Here is a 21,884-nt window from a genome sequence, read left to right as displayed (position 1 = left end):
CCCATTTAGGGAGCTTTAAAAGATCTGTTTTATCTTAAACGAGACAACCAGTCACCAAAGCTTTGTACTAACTGTACTAAGATCAGTAGAACAATTACGGTGAGGATGACCACACTGGTGTCAAAACGTTGATAACCATAAGAAATTGCGAGATCACCAATACCGCCAGCACCTACAGCACCTGCCATCGCAGTGGCACCAATTAAGCTAATAGTTGCAGTCGTTAAGTTCAAAATAAGTGAACTGCGCGCTTCAGGTACAATAAATTTGAAAATGATTTGCCAAGGACTCGCACCCATCGCTTGAGCGGATTCAATAATCCCTTCATTGACTTCTAGGAGTGAAGTTTCAATCAGACGACCAATATAAGGTCCTACATAAATGGTGAGTGGAACAATGGCTGCCCACGTACCAATAGAAGTCCCCACAAGTACTTTAGTCAGTGGAATGACTGCAATGAGTAAAATAATAAATGGTAATGAACGTAAGGCATTCACAATCGGGTTTAATATATGATAAACCACACGATTTGGTAAAATACCATTTGGACGCGTCACTAATAAGGCAATGGCTTGAATAAAGCCCCAAATAGAACCAAACAGCATGGCAAAAAACACCATGTGAAACGTTTCCTGCAGGGCAGTGACAAATTGGTCAATACTGAGTGAACTATGCCAAAATGGTGCCGTAAGGTCTGTCAGCCATTGTACGATTAAATCTCTCATTCGCAGACTCCAGATTGTTCAACTTTCACACCATGTTGCTCAAAGAATGCAATTGTCTCTTGAATGATGTCTGGATCGCCCAATAGCTGAATAAACATCTGCCCAATTACCGAACCGTTAATTTCAGTCATATTGGCAAATAAAATATTTAAGCTAATATCAAATTGTTTAATTGCAGCTTGAACCACAGTTTCTTGGGCGGAAGTGCCTAAGAATTGCAAGCTATAAATACTGTGCTGATTTTGATTCTCTAAATTATTAAGAATATTGATCGGCAATTGCTGCTGTAAAACAGTTTGAATGAAGTTTTTGGTCGTTGGATGTTGTGGCTGACTGAAAATTTCAAGGGTAGGCCCTGTTTCAATCACTTTGCCTTGTTCCATAACTGCCACATAGTCACAAACCGATTCAATCACATCCATTTCATGCGTCACCATCACAATGGTAATGCCTTGTTCCTGATTAATCTTTTTTAACAAGGCTAAAACTGATTTTGTGGTTTGAGGATCAAGTGCTGAAGTTGCTTCATCGCAAAGTAAGATTTTGGGATGATTCGCCAACGCACGTGCAATACCAACACGTTGCTTTTGACCACCAGAAAGTTCATCGGGATAGGCATCTTTTTTATGCTTAAGATCGATAAATTCGAGTAGTTCATTCAGGCGCTTTTCTCTTTCCGCTTTGGAAAAGCCTAAAAGTTTAAGTGGCATTTCAATGTTGGCTGCAACCGTTTTGGTTTGCAGTAAATTGAAGTGCTGAAAAATCATGCCGATATTTGCACGTTCTTGACGTAATGAACGTGCATCCAATGCTGTAAAGTCGGTGTCACGAATAATGACCTGACCTTGCGTAGGACGTTCAAGCAAATTAATCAGACGGATTAAGGTACTTTTACCTGCACCACTGTAGCCAATAATGCCGAAAATACTGCTATCTGGAATAGTCAGGTTAATGTTATCCAGAGCACGTATGGTTTGACCTTTGAGCTCGTAGTGTTTTGAGATGTCTTTAAATTCAATCATAGCGTCAAGAACTGTACAAAATGAAAAAACAGGCAAAGTCACTTTGCCTGTTTTGTTTGCAGCATTATATTACTATTTGCTTTCGGTAAGATAGCTAACAGGTTTGTTTACATCAATTTTAGTGCCGCCAAAGTGTTCTTGAACATATTGTTCTACAGCTTTGGTGTGGTAAAGCTCGCCTACTTTTTTCAAGATTGGGTCATCTTTACGTGATTCAGCTACTGCTAAAATGTTGACATTCATCTTCGTACTTTGGTCAACTGGTTCGTAGAAAACCGCATCTTTCAATACGTTTAATCCACCTTCCATAGCCAATGTGTTACCCAAAACAATTGCATCTACTTCGTCTTTAACACGAACAGCAGTTGCCATTTGGATTGGTTTGATCACGATTTTCTTGTTGTTTTCAACGATGTCAGCAGGTGTACCTTTTACATCATCAAAACCAGCTTTTAATTTTACTAAGCCAGCAGATTGAAGTAATAACAATGCGCGTGATTCGTTAGCACCATCATTAGGAATGGCAATGGTTGCACCATTCTGGAATTCATCAAGCTTTTTCACTTTGCTTGAGTAAATACCCATTGGTTCAAGGTAAGTCGTAGAAACTGGCGCAATCTTGTCTTTATTGTTGGCATTGAATGCAACAAGGTAAGCATAAGATTGGAATGCGTTGATGTCGATTTCTTTATTGGCTACAGCAGTGTTCATTGCAACGTAGTCAGTAAAGTTTTTCACTTCAAGCTTAATTCCTGCTTGTTTTGTTTCAGGAAGCGTTGCAATGAAACGCCAAATATCAGCGTCAGAGCCAGTCGAAGCCATGACTACAGTTTGTTCGGTAGTCGTTGCCGCATCAGTTTTTGTTTCAGTTGCAGGAGCTTCCTGTTTGCTGCAGGCACTGAGTGTTAACACAGATGCACTCAATAAAACGCTAAATAGCTTTTTCATGAATATTTCCTAGTACAGACCTACTTTTATCGTTTTTACATTATAAAGACATGCTAAATAAATGTCCGATGCTCACAATAAAAGAAGTTGTCTGATAAAAATTCGGTACTTTGCGTTTTCTCGCTGTAATTGGAGCAAGAAAAACGCTTCATCCCAACAAGACCAAAATAATTTCGTATTTAGAGAAACAGATTAGCGCGTTATGATATTGAAATCATGCGGCATTACTGCCAAGGCAGCTCTGAAGTCTCAAAAAGATACGCTATCATAACAATAAAACTATATTCAATATAGCGAATAAGAATGCAATGCTTATCATTTTAGTCGCAAAAGAAAGTTCTTCTTTTTTATAAAATAATAGTAAAAACAATGTATTGTTTTAAATAAATATAAATAATCTATTCATTTTGCTGAAAAAATAAGCTTTATAAGATTTTATCCAATAGACATCTGAAAAATGAATAATTTGTGTAAACAGAGTAGGATTTTAACTATATAAAGGGTTGAATTTATAGATAATTTAAATGCATGAATTGGGTTCAAGTCATTGATATTGAAATTGAAGAGATGTTCAATAACAGACTAAAGTCTAGTCTTGAATTTTATGAAATATAGCTTCTATTGAGAAAATACAAAGCCTTGCTTTGGGTTTTTAATGAATGGGATTCTGGGAAAAAGCCAAAGCCATAGCACGTAGAGTGATCGCTTTGACTTTTATCTCATCTGATTTTTCATGTAAAGATTTAAAACTTTAACCCCTACACGTATTTCATTTTATTTTAAAAAATCAGCTGCTTCGTATGCTGGGTTTGGATAGTTATAAAAACCTTTGCCTGTCGGCATGCCCAAATGGCCAGGAGTAATAAATTCAGCCTCTAACTTTTGCATCAATGGCACCATAAGTGGATTGGTATCAACATTTAGCTTTGCAACATTGTAAACTGTATTAATACCAATAATATCCAGAATTGCAAAAGGTCCTTTAGGTGAACCAAATGATTTCATCCAAGCCTTATCAATCGTTTCAGGTTGAGAGACCTCTTTTACCCAAAGATCTAATGCTGAGATTAAAAATGGCACAAGCATTGAATTAAGAAGATGGCCAGGTTGCTCTTTGTAAATCGGGAGTGGCAACATACCAATTGCTTGAGCAAATTCGACTACGTCTTCAAATACTTTTGAGTCAGTCGAACTATGTCCCATAATTTCTGCCATATTGTTAATCCAAATCATATTGGCAAAATGCAAAGCTAAAAACTTTTCAGGGCGTCCGGTAAATTCAGCAAACTGACTCGGCATTAAGGTTGAAGTATTGGTTGCAAATACGGTTCTTTCAGGGGCAACTTGACTTAATTGTTCATAAAAATTACGTTTGATATTTGGATCTTCTGGTACCGCTTCAATCACTAAATCCGCATCTTTAACGGCTTCTGCGAGGTTTGACTGATAACTAAGATTGTTAAATGTATTGTCGAGTTGTTCTTGGGTTGCATTGAGATCTCGTTTATAGCATTCACTTAATTCAAAAAACTTAGCTTTTGCTTTAGCAAGTACGTCATCATTGATGTCGTAAACTGAAACTTTAAAGCCGTGAAATGCAGTCTGAAATGCGATTTGATAGCCGAGAACACCACTGCCTGCGACAGTTACATTTTTAAAATTCATTCTAATTTCCTTGTCTTATGTTTGATCAGAAATACGGTATTTCATATCCATGTACCGTATTTATTTGCAGTACCCAAGTATTTGTTGGATGTGCAATATTAATGAACAGAAAATCTGTTCATTAACACTATGCTGCCCATTTATATTTATGATAACTTGACGATATGAGTCTTTTTTTTGACATGTTGAGACAAGGATTGTTTGAATGGTGTACTCAGATTCGTTGGATTTTGTAAATAATAAAAATGCACGGCAAGATATGGTACATAGCTCAGGATTGCGAGGTTATGTAGATGTTATGCAGTCGCTTGGTATGGACCCAATACCCTTATTAACGAAGTATGAAATCTATGTAACCGATATACAGGCTGAAAATGTATGGATTAAACATCAGGCATTAATACAGCTTTTAGAAGAGAGTTCGCAAAAAGCCAATTGTGCTGATTTGGGTTTGCGAATTTCCAGTTATCAGGATATCCGTGTATTAGGTGTCCTTGGGCAAATTCTACAAAGCGCATCGACATTCCGCGAGATGATCAAGTTTTCATCTGACCTTTTATTTTTGCATGGTTCAGCACTTCGGTTACATATGAATGAGCATGTAATAACTGATTTGTCGGATCAGAATACTGAAATTATTGAAATTGTTTTTGATATACAACTTAAAAATTCAGAAAATATTTTAAGTAAGCGTCAAGTTATTGACCTCGGGCTTGCTGTGTGTCATCGAGTAATAAAATATTTGAGTGGTGAACAGTACCGGCTACTGAAAGTGGCATTGCCGCATCATCCTATTGCACCGTTGAATGTCTATAAGCGTTTTTTTAATGCAGATGTAGTTGTAGGGCAGAACCGCGCAGCATTGTATTTACATAAAAGTATGTTAGATATTCAATTTAATAGTGCTGATAGTGGTTTGCGTGAAATAGTTGATCATTATCTTGAGCAAAGTTTTCGTAATAATCAAGGTTCATTAGTCGAACATGTTCGTCATGCAATTCGGATTCATTTATCTAGCCCTAAAGCGAATAAAGTTGATGTCGCAAATATGTTAGCAATGCATCCTAGAAGCTTGCAGCGTAAACTCAATGAGTTGGGCACAAGTTTTGAGGAAATAAAAGAAAAATTAAGACGGGAACTCCTTTTACAATATCTGGTCGACTCTAAAGCAACCATGAGTCAAATTACGTCCGTACTTGGCTTTTCAGAGCAATCCGCTTTAAGCAGAGCATGTCGTAATTGGTTTGGAATGACACCGAGAGAGCTAAAAAATAGGGTCACAGCAGCATCTGCTACACCTTTAATAATGAGTGATAAATTGAATTGAGTTTATGCTGTTTTATTGCATTTCATTCGATGAAATTAATTCAATTTCATCAATAAAAAAACCCGCATTCAGCGGGTTTTTTTCGTATGAATGCTTTTAAGTATTTTCACGTGCAATAGCACGATAACCAATATCTGTACGATATTGCATACCTGTAAATGTCACTTGACCGCAAACTTCTAAAGCATTGACTTGCGCTTCAAGTACAGTATCACCAAGTGCAGTTACACATAAAACACGACCACCCGCAGTCAAGATGTGACCGTCAGCACTCATTGTTGTGCCTGCATGGAAGATTTTGGTGTTCTCAGGAGATTGACCAAGACCAGAAATCACGTCACCTTTACGAACGGTTTCTGGGTAGCCTTCTGCAGCAAGAACAATACCAATTGATTTGCGTTCATCCCATTCAGCTTCTGCTGGCAGATTACCTGCAATACCAGCTTCAACCAAATCGACCAGTGAAGATTTTAAACGCATCATAATCGGTTGTGTTTCAGGGTCACCAAAACGACAGTTAAATTCGATTACACGAGGTGAACCTTGTTCATCAATCATGAGACCAGCATATAAGAAGCCTGTGTAAACATGACCATCTTTTTTCATGCCTTCCACAGTTGGACGCATAATTTCAGTCATTACACGATCAAAGACTTCAGGAGTAACCACTGGAGCAGGTGAGTATGCACCCATACCGCCTGTATTTGGACCTTGGTCACCTTCAAAGATACGCTTGTGATCTTGTGAAGTTGCCATAGGAAGGATGTTGTCACCATCAATCATACAAATGAAAGAGGCTTCTTCACCTGCAAGGAATTGTTCAACAACAACACGAGAACCGGCATCACCAAATTTGTTTCCAGCTAACATGTCATCAATTGCTGCAAAAGCTTCATCGTTGGTCATTGCAACAATTACGCCTTTACCCGCAGCAAGACCATCGGCCTTAATGACGATAGGAGCACCATGTTCTGTTACATAGGCTTTGGCAGCATCTACTTCTGTGAACACATCATAAAATGCAGTTGGAATATTATGGCGTTTTAAGAAGTGTTTTGCGAAAGCTTTTGAGCCTTCTAGCTGTGCAGCAAATTGAGTAGGTCCCCAAATTTTAAGACCTGCTTCACGACATGCATCAACGACACCATTTACAAGTGGTGCTTCTGGGCCGACCACAATTAAATCAACCGCATTATTTTGAGCAAATTCAATAATTGCAGGATTATTTTGAATGTCTAATGCAATGTTTTCACATTTATCTTCAGTTGCAGTCCCTGCATTACCAGGTGCAACAAATACCTTAGCTACTTTTTCATCTTGAGCGATTTTCCATGACAATGCATGTTCACGACCGCCACTACCCAAAACTAAAATGTTCATCTTACTATCCTTTTTTTAATCCCTCCTAGCCTCCCTTTGAAAAGGGAGGGGCATCACGAATTTAAAGAGCCCTTTAATTCATGATAAGTCCCCCTTTTTAAAGGGGGATTTAGGGGGATTTTTGAATATGAATTATTGTAAATTAATGACGGAAATGACGCATACCTGTGAACACCATGGCAATACCTGCTTCATCAGCTGCTGCAATGGTTTCTTCATCACGCATAGAACCGCCCGGTTGAATAATACATTTAATGCCTGCTTTCGCTGCATTATCAATACCATCACGGAATGGGAAGAATGCATCTGATGCCATAACTGCACCTTCAACCACTAAGCCAGCATGTTCTGCTTTAATTGCTGCAATACGCGCAGAGTTGACGCGGCTCATTTGACCTGCGCCCACACCAATTGTTTGGCGGTTTTTTGCATAAACAATTGCATTCGACTTCACATATTTTGCAACTTTCCATGCAAAAATCATGTCATCAATTTCTTGTTCAGTAGGGGCACGCTTAGTTACGACTTTAAGGTCATCTTTAGTGATCATGCCTAAGTCTTGCTCTTGAACCAATAGACCACCGTTTACACGTTTGTAGTCTAATTGTGGAGCACGTTCGTCAATTGCAGGTAATTCACCACAAACGAGAACACGAACATTCTTTTTCGCGCCTGTTACTTCAAGTACGCCTTCAGCGATACTTGGTGCAATGATCACTTCCACGAATTGACGGTCAACAATCGCTTGTGCTGTTGCAACGTCTAATTCACGGTTGAATGCAATGATGCCACCGAACGCTGATTCAGTATCTGTTGCATAAGCCAAGTCGTATGCCGCTTGAATGCCATCTAAAGACACAGCAACGCCACAAGGGTTTGCGTGTTTAACGATGACGCAAGCAGGTTTTGCAAATGATTTTACACATTCAAGTGCGGCATCTGTATCTGCAATATTGTTATAAGAAAGTTCTTTACCTTGAAGCTGTTTCGCAGTTGAAACAGAGGCTTCAGTTGCTGTGCTTTCTACGTAGAATGCTGCTGATTGGTGTGGGTTTTCACCATAACGCAAGTCTTGAGCTTTATTTAATTGTGTATTGAAAGTACGTGCAAACTTGTCTGCTTGACCTTCTTCTTTACCAACGCGTGCACCTAGGTAAGAAGCAATCATGCCGTCATATTGTGCTGTATGTTCAAATGCTTTAACGGCTAAGTCAAAACGAGTTTCATAAGACAAAGCGCCATTTGCTTTAAGCTCAGCAACAACAGTGTCATAGTCTGTAGCATTGACCACAATACCTACAGAGGCGTGGTTTTTCGCAGCAGCACGAACCATTGTTGGGCCACCGATGTCGATATTTTCAATCGCATCTGCAAGTGAACAGTTTGGTTTAGCCACTGTTGCAGCGAATGGATAAAGGTTCACAACCACCAAGTCAATTGCATCGATGTTGTGCTCAGCCATTACTGCTTCGTCTAGACCACGACGAGCTAAAATACCGCCATGAATTTTTGGGTGTAAAGTTTTTACACGACCATCCATCATTTCTGGGAAACCTGTGTGCTCTGAAACTTCTACAACTGCGATGTTGTTGTCTTTAAGCAACTTATATGTACCGCCAGTTGATAAAATTTCTACCCCTAGAGCAGAAAGGTTTTGAGCGAACTCAACAATACCAGTTTTATCGGAAACAGAGATTAATGCGCGTTTAATGGTCATGATCTTCGTCACAGTTATCAAGGATTAAAACAAAAAAGCTAAAAATAGCAGGTAAAAAAAATGCCCGCGGAAGCCGCAAGCATTTTATCATTTATTCACTCATTAAACCGTGAGCTTTCAACTTTTTACGTAAAGTGCCACGGTTCAGTCCAAGAATCTCGGCAGCACGTGTTTGATTACCACGCGTATACTCAAGAACTACAGATAAAAGAGGTTTCTCCATTTCTGCTAGCACCATGTCATAGACCTGAGAAGGTTGCTCGCCTTGCAATTGAGCAAAGTAATGGCGAACTGCGCGATCTACGTGAATACGTAGAGCAACATCAGATTGTGCAGTAAAAATAGGAGATTTGCTATTCATGCGAATTAATCCGAAAAATCAGATACCACTTGGGTAAAGCGATATATTAATGTTGTCTATAAAAAATAAATGAACTCCGTTTTAGATCCTAAAACGAGGAGTTCTAAAACTCGTACATTTAGCTTGCCACAATTCAGCCGCACTGATCAAAAAACATACGTAACAATTATTTAATATTTGTTACTGATCAAATCAAAACAAAAAATAGATACCCTACGCATTATCTGGAATAAAGCGCATTGGCAAAACTAGTAGTTGTTGTGAAAATTAGCGAGGAGTTTGCAGCACAAAGCTTTCGTGGCGCGTATGATACCATTGTCTTAGAAAAAGTGAGCAAGAAAACTGCATTTTTTTTACTTTTTTTTTACTTTTTTTGTAGTTTTTTCATTTTTTAAGGTCCAATGATTTCTAAACTATAGTCATCAAAGCTTTTTCGATCGACTGGAAGCTCAAAATGGATTTTAAATGGTCTTTTTTGAGGGATACGTTCAATACCAACCAAGTTGTCTGCTAAATATTCTTTGGGTTGCAGTGTGAAGCTACCTGTTTCTACACCTTGTTCACGTAAAATAACTTTAAGAATAGGTAAAGGAATGCTCTTATCGTAATAATTGATTAATTCACCTGTAAATAGTGTTTTGTTTTTTTCAATACGCTTGGCTTTTACTTTGGTGGCACTAATAAGGGTATAGTTCTCTTGCTGTATTTCACATTTGAACAAAGCGCAAACGTGGTTAAAGCTCGCGGCTAATTTAGGGCTACTTCTTAAGTAATGTGGGTTAAACCAAAAGAACTGGAACAATAATAATAGAATTAAAGCAATATTAATGATGCCCCACATCATATAATAGATAGGGCTACGAGGTTTGTGCTCTACATCTTTTTCTGCAAGGTTAAGCGCAGGGAAGTTTCCGATTGGATCGGTACTAAAATAATTGAGATTGTTTAAATACGTTTTTAAGTCAATATTGGAGTGTTCAATTTTTCGATCAAAAATTTCAAGTAATTGTTGACGATTCGACAAAGAATGTTCAAAAGCAATATTGGACATTTGATGGCGAAAGTCAGTTTCTTGATTAGATGAATCAAAATGATTATCCGAAGCGGGATAAGTCGCAAGCTGACCAAAGGGCTGATTGATTAAATGTGTTAAAGCATTAAACGTAGTTGAACACTTTGGGCAACAAACCATGCCCTGAGCAACAGTCAGTTGAGCCACAGAGACTCGATAAATTGTTAGACACTCAGGACAGCTGGTTTGTTTTTCGCTCATAGTTTTTAAATTAGATAGTTAGGCTTTGTGGCGTTTGCCTGAAATACGGCACCAGTTTTCTTCACGCGTTTCAACTTCTAATATATCAAAAAATTCTGAGTAAATGCTAGAAACATCAGCAACTTGCTCTTCAATCACACCCGCAAGTGCGAACTCTGCCTCATATTTTGTTAAAGTTGCAAACTCTGGCGCAAGAGCCATTAATGGGCCAGCTAGAATATTTGCAACCAATACATCGGCTTTTTGGCTACCAAAAGTTTCATTGAACTCATCTGGCAAGCCTACAAACAGTTGGTCGAGAACACCATTTAGATCAGCATTTTGTTGAGTTGCTAATATCGCTTGTGGGTCAATATCTGTAGCGTAGACTTTTTTCGCACCTAGAAGTAAGGCTGCAACACCAAGAATGCCCGAACCACATCCGTAGTCGATCACGATTTTATCTTTAAGGTCAGTTTTGCCAAGCCATTGTAGGCATAAGAAGGTACTTGCGTGATTGCCTGTACCAAAAGCTAAACCTGGGTCCAGTTTAATGTTGACAGCATCCGCTTCTGGTGGCTCTAACCATTCAGGCACAATCCAGAATTTTTCACTGATTTGAATGGGTTCGTAATAGTCCATCCAAGATCTTTCCCAGACTTGATCTTCTAAGTACTCACTACGCAAAGGTGCGTCTGGCATTTGTGCGCGAATGAAGGTTTCTAATGCTGCGACATCAATTTCTTCATTATCTTCTTGTGCATAAATACCCGTCACAATGACTTTATTCCAAAGTGGTGTTTCACCTGGAAGTGGCTCAAGTAAGTCTTGATTTTCAGCATCGTCCAAAGTCACGCTGACTGCGCCCAAAGAACTTAATAATGTTTCTGTAAAATCGACTTGTGCTTGATCAACAGTAATATGAATTTGTAACCACTTCACGGAATAACCCAAACTTTGCTTTTCTAAAGCGCACATTGTAACTGAGAGCAGCACTTACAGCTACACTTTCATCTAACTGTAAAAAAGGATGCCGAAGCATCCTTTTTTTTATATTAAGACTTTAGGTTAATTGGGTTGTCATCCTGAACAGATTTTGGCGTGCCTTCTAATTTATTCAGTAACATGCCAAAACCAGCAGCGATAAAGTACATAAATAAAGAATAAACCGCAGCAGGCATGGCTACAGTGGTGTTTCCAATCACAGTCATGGCGATTGTGACGGCAAGTGTTCCATTGTGTACCCCAATTTCGAAAGCACAGGCACGTGCTTGCGCGCTATTTACTGAAATGAGTCGTGGTAATACATAGCCAAGTGTTAAGCTAATCATACAGAATAGAATGGTAACGCCACCAACCTGCGTGAAATATTGTGCAATGTTATTTCTTTCTTTAATAAATGCAGCAGCAATAATTAAAATTAAAAACACAACCGAGAAAATGCGAACAGGTCGATGCATTTTCTGTGTAAAATTCGGTGCAAAGTGACGAATTGTCATACCAATACAAACAGGCACAATAATGATGCTAAAGACCTGAATGATTTTCCCAAGCTGCAAATTAATTTGTTGACCATCATTAACGAAATGATGAATCGAGAAATTGACAATTAAAGGTAGGGTTACTGCTGCAAGCACAGAGTTAATTGCTGTAAGGGTAATATTTAATGCGACATCACCTTTAAAGAGATAACTATATAAATTGGCAGTTGTGCCACCTGGTGAAGCTGCAAGGAGCATGACACCAACAGCCAGAAGTGGTGGAAGTGCAAAAAGTTTACACAGTAAAAATGCAATACCCACCAGAAGGACCAGTTGTGTAAATAAGGCAATCATCACGGCTTTGGGTTGTTTGGTAACGCGTGCGAAATCTTTTGGAGTGAGCTCAAGACCTAAGCCCATCATAATGATTGCTAAAGCGAGAGGTAGAATAACGGTAATCAATCCTGAATCCATTTTTATTCCTATTGTTAAATCAATTTAATTTTAAAATCAGTAAAACTCGATCCTGAGTTTTTGATTGAGATTGTGGTTATTTTTGTGTGGGGTCTTTCGCCGAAGCGATACACAATCATTTTGATCATAATGTATTTATAGAAGTTGCAAATGACATTTATGCACAATGCTGCATGCTTGTGTGGTGAACATTGATTTTTAATGCAGAATGACTAATGTGATGGATGTCTCTTTTTAAGATTTGATTCTATGATCCATATCTTAAAATAACTGTTTGTTTTTTTAATGTTTAAAATTAACTCTTGGCTAGATATCCACTTTGTTTAAAAATTATTTTCAATTGTAGATTCAGTTGGCGGTTTTCAATTCTAAAAATGACAAGTACATTTTATGGTCAAAATGACTGTAAAGCGTGACCAGTCAGTTCTCACCTTAATTTATATATATTTTATTGACTGCTAACGCATGATTTGAGTGTTTTATCACTCATGCAACTTGATAGGGAAAGTGGTTAAAGATGAAGTACTTTAACCACTTTGTGGAGGATAACTGTTTGTAAATTACTTACTATTTATTTAGGGTAAGGGGCGGTGAAACCTAATGCACATTTCCCTTTTACTTCTTGACCAGCAATCATGACAGATTTAGCAGCCATATCTGTTTGGCATGTAGTCATTAATTCGGATTCATTCCCTGTCACTGCTTTATTGGTACTAAAGAATTGTGGTTCGCAGGTTCCATTCCAAATAATGCCACGGTAAGCAAAACTGACAGGAGCGCCTTGAGTTTTTCCTTTACAGACCTGCATATATTTTTGCGCGTTGTAGGTGGTTTCAACTTTATCATTTGCCTGAGTGGCAAATGGAGTAAGACATAAACCGCAGAGCAGAGCAGAGAGTAGAATATTTTTATTCATGATGCGTACCTTGTTCCTATATTTTTTAGGTTACTCCTTAATAGAATAAAAAATAGCCAAAATAAAACAGTGTAGATCAGGTAAATAGTGCTGAAAAATTGTGTTAAATCGCTTAATTATTAGACAGATCAATAGTGTTTATGTAGCGATATGCAACATTCAATAGGAAATGTTTTAAAAATAAAATTGAGTTGTTTGGTCAACTTATTCAGCAAAATTTGATATAATACTCTGTCATTCTTTTTATTTCTCTCTATACCACTATGCATTATCCTAAAGTTTACGATGTCATTGTTATCGGTGGCGGTCACGCAGGTACGGAAGCAGCACTTGCTGCGGCGCGTATGGGTCGACAGACTTTACTCCTGACTCATAACATTGAGACTTTAGGGCAGATGAGCTGTAACCCAGCCATTGGCGGCATTGGTAAATCGCACTTAGTCCGTGAGATTGATGCTTTGGGCGGTGCAATGGCACTGGCTGCCGACAAAGGTGGTATTCAGTTCCGTATTCTGAATTCACGTAAAGGTGCAGCGGTACGCGCAACACGTGCACAGGCTGACCGTGTACGTTATAAAGCTGCGATTCGTGACACTTTAGAAAACCAAGCCAATTTGGATATTTTTCAACAAGCAGCAGATGATCTGATTGTTGAAGGCGATACTGTAAAAGGCGTTGTAACCCAAATGGGTATTCGCTTTGATGCGAAAACTGTTGTACTGACTGCAGGGACTTTCTTGGGTGGTGTAATCCATGTTGGTCTTGAAAAATCGAGTGGCGGTCGTGCAGGCGATCCACCATCAATTTCGCTCGCACACCGTTTACGTGAGTTAAATCTGCCTGTAGGTCGTTTAAAAACAGGTACACCGCCACGTATTGATGCGCGTTCAGTGGATTTTTCTGTAATGACACCTCAACCAGGTGATTTCCCGTCTCCTGTGATGTCATTTATGGGTGATGCATCTATGCACCCAGAACAAGTCAACTGCTACATTACTCATACCAATGAAAAAACCCACGACATTATCCGTGGTGGTTTAGACCGTTCACCAATGTACACAGGTGTCATTGAAGGTGTCGGCCCACGTTACTGTCCATCAATTGAAGACAAAATTCACCGTTTTGCGGATAAAGACTCACATCAAGTGTTCTTAGAGCCTGAAGGCTTAGATACACATGAACTTTATCCAAATGGTATTTCAACGTCACTTCCGTTTGATGTGCAGTTTGAATTGGTTCGTTCGATTCGCGGCATGGAAAATGCACATATTTTGCGTCCAGGCTATGCCATTGAGTACGATTACTTCAACCCACAAGCGCTTAAATTTACTTTAGAAACCAAGGCGATTAACAACCTGTATTTTGCGGGTCAGATTAATGGTACGACAGGTTATGAAGAAGCCGGTGCACAAGGTTTACTTGCAGGTCTGAACGCTGCGCGTCGAGCTTGGGATCAAGAGCAATGGACACCAAAACGTGATGAAGCGTATATGGGCGTGTTGGTAGATGACTTGATTACGCTAGGCACGAAAGAACCGTACCGTATGTTTACCTCACGTGCGGAATATCGTTTGATGTTGCGTGAAGACAATGCGGATCAGCGCTTAACCCCAGTGGGTCGTGAAATGGGCTTGGTGGATGACGTTCGTTGGGCCGCTTACTGTGAAAAAATGGAAGCCGTTGAACAAGAAACAGGTCGTTTACAACACCTTTGGGCAGCACCAAATAACCCGATGGGTAAACAGTTTGTCGAAATGACAGGTGCGGATTTATCGAAAGAGTGTTCTGCGATTGATTTGTTAAAACGTCCGAATATTTCATTTGCTCAAATTGCAGAACTCACTGGCTCTGAAGTGTCTGCTCAAGTAGGCGATCAAATTGAAATCGCGGTGAAATATGCAGGTTATATTAACCGTCAGCATGAAGATGTCGCGCAAATGAAGCGTTTGGAAGAAACAAAAATTCCAGCCGACTTTGATTATGATGTAGTTTCAGGTTTGTCTCGTGAAATTACTTTAAAATTGAAGGATGTGCGTCCAGATACTTTGGCTCAAGCCGGTCGTATTCCAGGTGTAACACCTGCTGCAATACAGTTGGTGATGATTACAATTCGTAAGAATGCACAAACCAAGAAATCTGCTTAATCTTTGAAAGTTATTAAAAAAGCCCGCTTTATGCGGGCTTTTTTCTTTACGCAGCTTTGTTCTTTAATTCTTTTTCTTTTAAGCGCTCTAACAGTTCAGTGAACCATTGTTCTTGACGTATATTATTTAAATCTTGATCTTCACTAAGGTGTTTATGGGGATTTGAAGGCAGAGAATCATATTTTTCTGCATGCAGTAAATTTTCTTTACTTACTTCTAGATTATTTTTTAATGAATAGTAACAAGCCAAGTTATAGGTATCATTTGGCCGTATTTTTGAAGCTTTTTGATATTGTGCAAAAGCTTTTTGGAATAAGCTTTCATCATTTTTAAATTTAGCTAAGTCTGAAAGTACATTACCATAATTATTTAGAATATCAGCATCATCAGGTTGAATATTTAAAGCTTTTTGATATTCGATAATGGCTTTATTAAATAGAGCTTCGTCCTGTTGAATTCTTGCTAAAGTTGAAAGTGCTATCGCATAATTCCCTAGAAAATTTAAGCTGTCTGGCTGAATGCCTAAAGATATTTCGAATTTTTCAAATGCTGTTTTAAAAAGGTTTTCATCCTTTTTTATGCACGCTAATCTTAAAATAGAAAGACCAAAGTTTCCTATATTATCGGCATTAAATGGTTGAAGCTTATAAGCTTGTTCATGCAATTCAAAAATTTTATTAAAAAGATTTTCATCTTTTTTTATATTTGCATAGTCTGATAAATTTAATGCGTAATTATGGAGGCATCCATAATGGCGAGTTGATATTGCTAAAGCTTGATCATAAATTCTATGGCTGTCTTCGAATTTCTCTTGATTTCTTAAGTAGCGAGCTTGTTGGTCATATGCCCACATAATGTCATTAATAGCTTTTTCAGTTAGTCCTTTAGTTGATTCTTTATTTTGATATTTGTGTATGACGGCAGTATATAAGCTTTTATTTAAAGGTTTTTCCGCTTGTTCTTTTAAATAACCTGTTAGATTCTCAAGGATGTCTAATCCGTCTCCGAGAGGGTAAGGTTGGATATTTTTAAGTTGTTGGTCTAGGAACCTATATGGATTGGAAAAAAGTTCTGGAGGAAAACATTCAAGTTCTTTTGCAAGTTGAATTAAAAAGTCATCAGCATCAATACCACCAATATAATGTGTTAAATTATTATTCTTTTTTAAAAAACCTTTAACAGACTCTGCTTCAATTTGATCAATATTCTGCTTTCGTCCTGTCCAAATTAAACGATGTTGTTCTGAATATTTTTTCTCGAGTAGGGGGAAAAATTCGTCTGCGTTACCACTATAGCCAATAAATAAACTTGGATTGGAGTTTAATGTTGAAGCAATAAAATCACCCAACTGTTCGGTATGTTTTAGTGTTTCTTCTTGAGTATTCAGTTGAACAAATCCTGTGCCTTGCCCATGTAAGTGAACAATAGATGGATCATTAATCAAATGATAAAGATGTGGGTTGGCAGTTGCAAAATCATAAATAGAAGGGTGTAAGCCTAGAAGATTACAAGCGCGTGACAGTATGCTGTCAAAATTAAAGGTTAGAACACGTTGGATATATCCACCTTGCATAAGGCAAGCGAGAGCAATATGTGCCCAATTGATTTTTTTATTGTCGATAATGTGTGGCTTAAGTAATTCCCTACGCTCAGATTTATCTAAAGCAGACATATACTTGCCGTAATTGTACTTGTCTTTTTCTGGATCAATATTTTTGACTTGGATTGGGAATTTCTTGCAAATCTCTTGAATGAGTTCTGTTGCAGTTGGAACGTCTGCTTTCACTGAGCAACCAGCACCCGTAAAGAATACATATGGTTTTTCATTTTCTTTGGCTTGTTTTAAAAGCTGTGCGACTTCTTTTACGTTAAAGCTCATTATCTTTAAGTTATTAAAATTGATGATTTATTCGATTATACGATGAATTTGAATAATAAAAGTAGAGTTCAACTAAAGAGATGCAATCTATTGCCAATTTTAGAGAAAAAAAGAAAAGTATAGTCAGTTCTGATCATTCGATAGCCTAAAACTAGTTAAATTTTAAGTTATTGAAATTTATATAAATAATTTATTTTTAAATTCTATTTATTCATTTAATTATATGGTTCAGGTCTTATTTGATAGGTTTAATGTTGTATACCTTGAAGCAATCCCGACTATTGTCGTGCTATTTCTAGCCAGTGATACCTTTCAAAATAGCCCCACAAGTTTTAGCCAACTTGCAAACTATTGATGGAGATCAATTATGGCTCAAACAAACACGGGAAAAATGCAGAAATTCCTCATCGTATTTTTGTGTTTTTGGGTGGCTTTTTTTGAAGGTTTTGACCTACAAGCCCCCGGTATTGCAGCAAAAGGAATCGCAGCAACCTTTGGTTTAGATCAAGTACAAATGGGCTATGTATTTAGCCTAGGTGTATTTGGCATGCTGTTTGGCGCATTCTTTGGCGGACGTTTTGCTGATTATTTAGGGCAAAAGAAAGTCCTGATGTTGTCTATTGCGATCTTTGGGGTATTTTTTAGTATTACAGCAATCGCACCGAATGTAGAAGTTTTATATCTTGCTCGCTTTTTAACAGGTCTAGGTTTGGGGGCCGCAATGCCAACCATGATTTCAGTGGTCGGTGATGAAGCAACGGAAGCTAACCGTGGAAAATTAAACAGTTTGATGTATTGCGGCTTGCCTGTTGGCGCAATTTTTGTTGCAGGGTTAGCGATCTATTTTAAAGATATTCCATGGCAGACATTGTTCTTGATTGGTGGGATTACCCCATTAGTCCTCATTCCATTCATGGCATTTATTTTAAAAGATAAACCGAAGCAAACAACGCTTGTCGAAAATGCTGACCTAGCACCAGTCCCTGCAATGACTGAAGTATTATTTCAGCAACAAAAATTTAAACAGACTTTACCGTTATGGGTCAGTTTCTTCTTCACCTTGATGGTGAACTATATCCTAATTAGCTGGTTACCCAATTTATTGATGGAGCAAGGCTTAGAAAAGCAGCAAGCATTTTTAGTGATGTTGGTGTTTCAGGTAGGCGCTGTGATTGGTACGCTTTGCTTTGGTTACTTGCTGGATCGACTTAAATTATGGCAGATGGCGGTGATTATCTATTCGGGCTTATTCATTGCACTATTATTGCTGTTTACCAGTAAAGTCGTTGCTGTATTAATTGTTGCGGGTGTTCTTGGAGGAATTTTCTCTACAGGTGGTCAATCTATTCTCTATGGAATTTCTCCAATCTTTTATTCAGGGGCGGGTAAGGTCACAGGTGTAGGCAGTGCAATTTCTTTAGGACGCCTAGGTGCAATGACAGGTCCATTACTGACAGGTAAAATTCTAGCCTTAGGTTTGGGTACAACGGGTATTTTGGTGGCAAGTGCTCCGGGAATTCTCCTTTCGGCAATTGCAGTCACGGCATTATCACGTTTTAAAGCTCAGCAAGAGCAAAAATAATCTTTTATCCTCCGATCATAAGGAGCTACGCACAAGTGTAATGATTTACATTTGTGCGTTTGGCATTTTATCGAAGTCTTTTATGCTGAACGTTAAATATCAGTGCTTGGTTTTAAAAATTAAGAACAATAATTTGTTGTCTCAAAAAGCGATAAATATCAACTTTTTTAAACGATAAGGATAGATTAGGGAATAAAATTTGCTACATTATAGGAAACCATTCTCATTTGGCATTAGTTAAATATGTCTTACATTGTTCCTGATGAAGAATTATTACAAACGCGAACAAAAAAATTCCTCAAGCGAATTTTTATTATGCGACAGCTTGGAACAATTTTGTGTTTTTTCCCTATTTTTTCAGTATTACGGGATATGCATTATGAAAGTAGCTATTTTATTTTATTGGCAGTGAATGCTTTTGTTTGGCCAAGTGTTGCCTTCTTAATCAGTCGAAGATCTAGCGATCCTGTGAAATCAGAACAAACCAGTTTGATTCTAGACACCATGTTCGGAGGCGCTTGGATAGGGGTGATGGGCTTAAGTCCCATGCCATCTTTTATTATTCTGGCGGTATTTATTGCAGACCGTTATGCAGCAGGAGGATGGAAACTTTTAGCTCCTTCAATTTTAGGATTTACCGTATCTTTGATTGGTATCTGGTTATTGGTTGGTATGCCTTTGACCCTCACTTTTAGCCCTCATACGGTGTGGCTCACCATTCCATTGGCAACCTTATATTTAATTGCCCTGAGTATTTTATCTCGGAAGCTCTCTACCAATTTAAGTCAGAAAAATCGTCAGTTTGAACGGATTGCCTTAATGGATCCGCGTTTGCATATTCCTAACCGTCGTTTGTTTGAGCAGCGTTTAGCCAGCACTTTTGTACAGACACAACGTGGAAATAGTACGGCTCATTTAATGTTAATCGATGTGGATCATTTTAAAGACATTAATGATACCTATGGACATGAAATGGGAGATTATGTCCTGATTGAGCTGTCGAATATTTTAAGAGAATCAATTCAAAGTAAAGATATTCCTGCCCGATTCGGTGGTGATGAGTTGGCTGTGATTGTGATGGACAGCAGCTCGCAAGAAATCATGCAATTGTCACAAACCATTTTGGACAAAGTACGACATTTTCGCTTACCGAGTAATCCAGATTTTCGGATGAGTATCAGCATTGGGATTTCTTCGGCAGCCGCAGCAGGTTCCACGACGGATTGGCTAAAAATGGCAGATCAGGCGTTGTATGAAGTGAAACGTCAGGGACGTGATGGTGTGCAATACATTTGTGAAATGAGTTAATAGAAATCATTTTAATACAGCCTTTAGGGTGAATTGTTTTAATTCTGGTGCAAAAAAGCACCTTTTTTTATTTTTGCATCATCTTCGTTCAAAAATAGTATTACGGATGATAAAAACCGTAATACTTAATTGGCACAGCCTTTGCTTAATCATTGCTATGAAAAAAGTGAACTAGGGTTCCGATACGTACGCGTATGCCTGAGACCGAGAGTTCACGGTTCGAAAGAACTACACGGAGGGATAAAAGCCCGGGAGGTCATGCGAATCCACCGAAGAGGTAACAGCAATGGGCTTACATCAATATCACAATGACCAAACACTATGGACTGAAGTGTTGCCAGGCGGACATCACTGGTCGGGGCGTATTCAAAAAGGTGCAATTCTTCGTTTTAAAGCACTCTCTAAATATGCCAATGTTTCACTGTTCTGTGTTAATGCTGCCGATAAACTAGAGCGTTTTAACATGCCAGACAGTTTGAAAGGGCAACATACCGCCTATTTAAGCTCGGGTCATGTGCTGTATTCAGATCTTGGGCGTGTCATGGCTTCCATTGTTAATGATGAACACGGTTGGAATGATGTGCTATGTGGTGCAAGCCGTGCGGAACAGATCACAGCGCAATATGGCCACCAAAACTTTCAAGCTGCACGCAATGCCATGTATCAAAGTGGTGTAGATGGTTTATTGGTGGAAATGGCGAAGTGCTGTTTAGGACAAACTGACTTAAGTGCCACTCTGAATTTATTTTCCAAAGTGGCGCCCAATGATGCAGGCGAACTCTCTTATGTAGCCGCTGACAATACCGATCAGGTGATTGAGTTACGCTTTGAAATGGACTGTTTGGTATTTTTGTCTGCTGCACCGCATGCTTTAGATCAAAATCCTATTTACCAACCTGCGGACATTCAGCTTTCTCTGTTTAAAGCCAATCCTTTGAATGAACATGATCTCTGTCGTGATTCATGTGCCCAAAACCAGCGTGCGTTCCAAAATAATGCACGTTATTTCGCATTATCTGATGCTTGCTAAGAACTCTGGAGAATGGTCATGACAGTATTACAAAACTTTGAAAAAACAGTGTTAAGTGAAGTGTGTCCTGCGGGTGAAGCATGGATGTGCGAAGTGAAAAAAGGACAGTACTTCCGCATTATCGATTTAGAAGGCAATCAGGCGGTGGATACACTGTTTATCAGTGCTGAAAATCCAGAAGAACGTTATAGCGCAACCGATACCTTGGCCATGAATCGCCAGATTTATCTTGAAAAAGGCACCACGTTATACAGTAATTTGGCGCGCCCGATGGCAATTATCCACGATGATAACTGTGGTCGACATGACACTTTGGGCGGTGCATGTTCGTGTGAAAGTAATACAGTGCGTTATGCCCACGACACTTACCCAATGCATAGTTGCCGCAATAATTTTATGTATGCCTTGGCCAAGCATCCTGTCGCGTTAAAACATGGTCTAAATGTGCGTCATATTGGTCCAAACATTAACTTCTTTATGAATGTGCCTGTTACCCCAGAAGGACATTTGAAATTTGAAGATGGTATTTCTGCCGCAGGAAAGTACGTGGAAGTTCAAGCGCAGATGGATTTGATTGTACTGATTTCGAATTGCCCACAGCTAAATAATCCCTGTAATGCCTATAACCCAACGCCAATCCAACTGATTGTTCGTGAAGCAGTGGTGGAGTAAG

General features: G+C 38.7%; 18 protein-coding genes and 1 riboswitch. Of the genes, 6 read left to right on the top strand and 12 right to left on the bottom strand.

Annotation, left to right across the window (positions count from 1 at the left end):
* Positions 1-29: 29 nt before the first annotated feature.
* The 4 genes from E0H82_RS05090 to E0H82_RS05075 all read right to left on the bottom strand — a co-directional run bounded on the left by E0H82_RS05090 (position 30) and on the right by E0H82_RS05075 (position 4,360).
* Positions 30-725, bottom strand: a complete 696-nt coding sequence (locus E0H82_RS05090; protein ID WP_131263640.1) for a methionine ABC transporter permease — start codon at positions 723-725, stop codon at positions 30-32.
* Positions 722-1,747 carry a methionine ABC transporter ATP-binding protein gene (locus E0H82_RS05085; protein WP_131263639.1) on the bottom strand — a complete coding sequence of 342 codons (1,026 nt, stop codon included), beginning with the start codon at positions 1,745-1,747 and terminating at the stop codon, positions 722-724. The genes E0H82_RS05090 and E0H82_RS05085 overlap by 4 nt, the downstream gene beginning before the upstream one ends.
* Before the next feature lie 72 nt (positions 1,748-1,819).
* Positions 1,820-2,695 carry a MetQ/NlpA family ABC transporter substrate-binding protein gene (locus tag E0H82_RS05080; RefSeq protein ID WP_131263638.1) on the bottom strand — a complete coding sequence of 292 codons (876 nt, stop codon included), beginning with the start codon at positions 2,693-2,695 and terminating at the stop codon, positions 1,820-1,822.
* A 774-nt stretch (positions 2,696-3,469) separates the two neighbouring features.
* A complete protein-coding gene (locus E0H82_RS05075; protein WP_131263637.1) occupies positions 3,470-4,360 on the bottom strand; it encodes a 3-hydroxyacyl-CoA dehydrogenase in 891 nt (296 codons plus the stop codon).
* Positions 4,361-4,565: 205 nt separating this feature from the next.
* Here E0H82_RS05075 and E0H82_RS05070 point away from each other — a divergent pair, with 205 nt between their 5' ends.
* Positions 4,566-5,687, top strand: coding sequence for an AraC family transcriptional regulator (locus tag E0H82_RS05070; protein ID WP_131263636.1), 1,122 nt, complete (start codon positions 4,566-4,568; stop codon positions 5,685-5,687).
* Positions 5,688-5,783: 96 nt separating this feature from the next.
* Here E0H82_RS05070 and purD read toward each other — a convergent pair whose 3' ends face one another.
* The 7 genes from purD to E0H82_RS05035 all read right to left on the bottom strand — a co-directional run bounded on the left by purD (position 5,784) and on the right by E0H82_RS05035 (position 13,268).
* Positions 5,784-7,067 carry a phosphoribosylamine--glycine ligase gene (purD, locus tag E0H82_RS05065; RefSeq protein ID WP_131263635.1) on the bottom strand — a complete coding sequence of 428 codons (1,284 nt, stop codon included), beginning with the start codon at positions 7,065-7,067 and terminating at the stop codon, positions 5,784-5,786.
* Between the two features lie 142 nt (positions 7,068-7,209).
* Positions 7,210-8,784: a bifunctional phosphoribosylaminoimidazolecarboxamide formyltransferase/IMP cyclohydrolase gene (purH, locus tag E0H82_RS05060; RefSeq protein ID WP_131263634.1), complete on the bottom strand. Its 1,575-nt coding sequence runs from the start codon at positions 8,782-8,784 to the stop codon at positions 7,210-7,212.
* A 91-nt stretch (positions 8,785-8,875) separates the two neighbouring features.
* Positions 8,876-9,145: a DNA-binding transcriptional regulator Fis gene (gene fis / locus E0H82_RS05055; protein WP_001086304.1), complete on the bottom strand. Its 270-nt coding sequence runs from the start codon at positions 9,143-9,145 to the stop codon at positions 8,876-8,878.
* Positions 9,146-9,536: 391 nt separating this feature from the next.
* Positions 9,537-10,418, bottom strand: a complete 882-nt coding sequence (locus tag E0H82_RS05050) for a DUF3426 domain-containing protein (protein WP_131263633.1) — start codon at positions 10,416-10,418, stop codon at positions 9,537-9,539.
* Between the two features lie 18 nt (positions 10,419-10,436).
* On the bottom strand, positions 10,437-11,339 hold the full coding sequence (prmA, locus tag E0H82_RS05045; protein ID WP_116759010.1) for a 50S ribosomal protein L11 methyltransferase: 903 nt from the start codon (positions 11,337-11,339) through the stop codon (positions 10,437-10,439).
* Positions 11,340-11,452: 113 nt separating this feature from the next.
* A complete protein-coding gene (locus tag E0H82_RS05040) occupies positions 11,453-12,352 on the bottom strand; it encodes a bile acid:sodium symporter family protein (protein ID WP_131263632.1) in 900 nt (299 codons plus the stop codon).
* 571 nt (positions 12,353-12,923) lie between these two features.
* Entirely contained in the window at positions 12,924-13,268 is a 345-nt protein-coding gene (locus E0H82_RS05035) for a hypothetical protein (protein ID WP_131263631.1), read from the bottom strand.
* Positions 13,269-13,531: 263 nt separating this feature from the next.
* Here E0H82_RS05035 and mnmG point away from each other — a divergent pair, with 263 nt between their 5' ends.
* Positions 13,532-15,412, top strand: coding sequence for a tRNA uridine-5-carboxymethylaminomethyl(34) synthesis enzyme MnmG (mnmG, locus tag E0H82_RS05030; protein WP_131263630.1), 1,881 nt, complete (start codon positions 13,532-13,534; stop codon positions 15,410-15,412).
* A 46-nt stretch (positions 15,413-15,458) separates the two neighbouring features.
* On the opposite strand, the gene E0H82_RS05025 is transcribed toward mnmG, so the two are convergent.
* Entirely contained in the window at positions 15,459-17,291 is a 1,833-nt protein-coding gene (locus tag E0H82_RS05025; RefSeq protein ID WP_131263629.1) for an SIR2 family protein, read from the bottom strand.
* A 367-nt stretch (positions 17,292-17,658) separates the two neighbouring features.
* On the opposite strand from E0H82_RS05025, the gene mhpT reads away from it, so the two are divergent.
* From mhpT to E0H82_RS05005, 4 genes are all read left to right on the top strand, one after another.
* Positions 17,659-18,873 (top strand): 3-(3-hydroxy-phenyl)propionate transporter MhpT, encoded by a 1,215-nt coding sequence (gene mhpT / locus E0H82_RS05020; RefSeq protein WP_131263628.1) that lies wholly within the window; start codon positions 17,659-17,661, stop codon positions 18,871-18,873.
* Between the two features lie 243 nt (positions 18,874-19,116).
* The gene (locus tag E0H82_RS05015) at positions 19,117-20,181 is read left to right on the top strand and encodes a diguanylate cyclase (protein ID WP_131263627.1); all 1,065 of its coding nucleotides are present in this window, start codon (positions 19,117-19,119) and stop codon (positions 20,179-20,181) included.
* 160 nt (positions 20,182-20,341) lie between these two features.
* Positions 20,342-20,438, top strand: a riboswitch (guanidine-I (ykkC/yxkD leader).
* Positions 20,439-20,467: 29 nt separating this feature from the next.
* The gene (locus E0H82_RS05010; RefSeq protein WP_131263626.1) at positions 20,468-21,211 is read left to right on the top strand and encodes an urea amidolyase associated protein UAAP1; all 744 of its coding nucleotides are present in this window, start codon (positions 20,468-20,470) and stop codon (positions 21,209-21,211) included.
* A gap of 18 nt (positions 21,212-21,229) precedes the next feature.
* Complete coding sequence (locus tag E0H82_RS05005; RefSeq protein ID WP_131263624.1) at positions 21,230-21,883, top strand: urea amidolyase associated protein UAAP2; 654 nt, start codon at positions 21,230-21,232, stop codon at positions 21,881-21,883.
* The last annotated feature ends 1 nt before the right edge of the window (position 21,884 follow it).

It is taken from the genome of Acinetobacter sp. ANC 4910 (assembly GCF_004331035.1).
Lineage (GTDB): Bacteria > Pseudomonadota > Gammaproteobacteria > Pseudomonadales > Moraxellaceae > Acinetobacter.
Note: the sequence above shows the minus strand (reverse complement) of the source record. Positions and strands in the feature narration are given on the sequence as shown.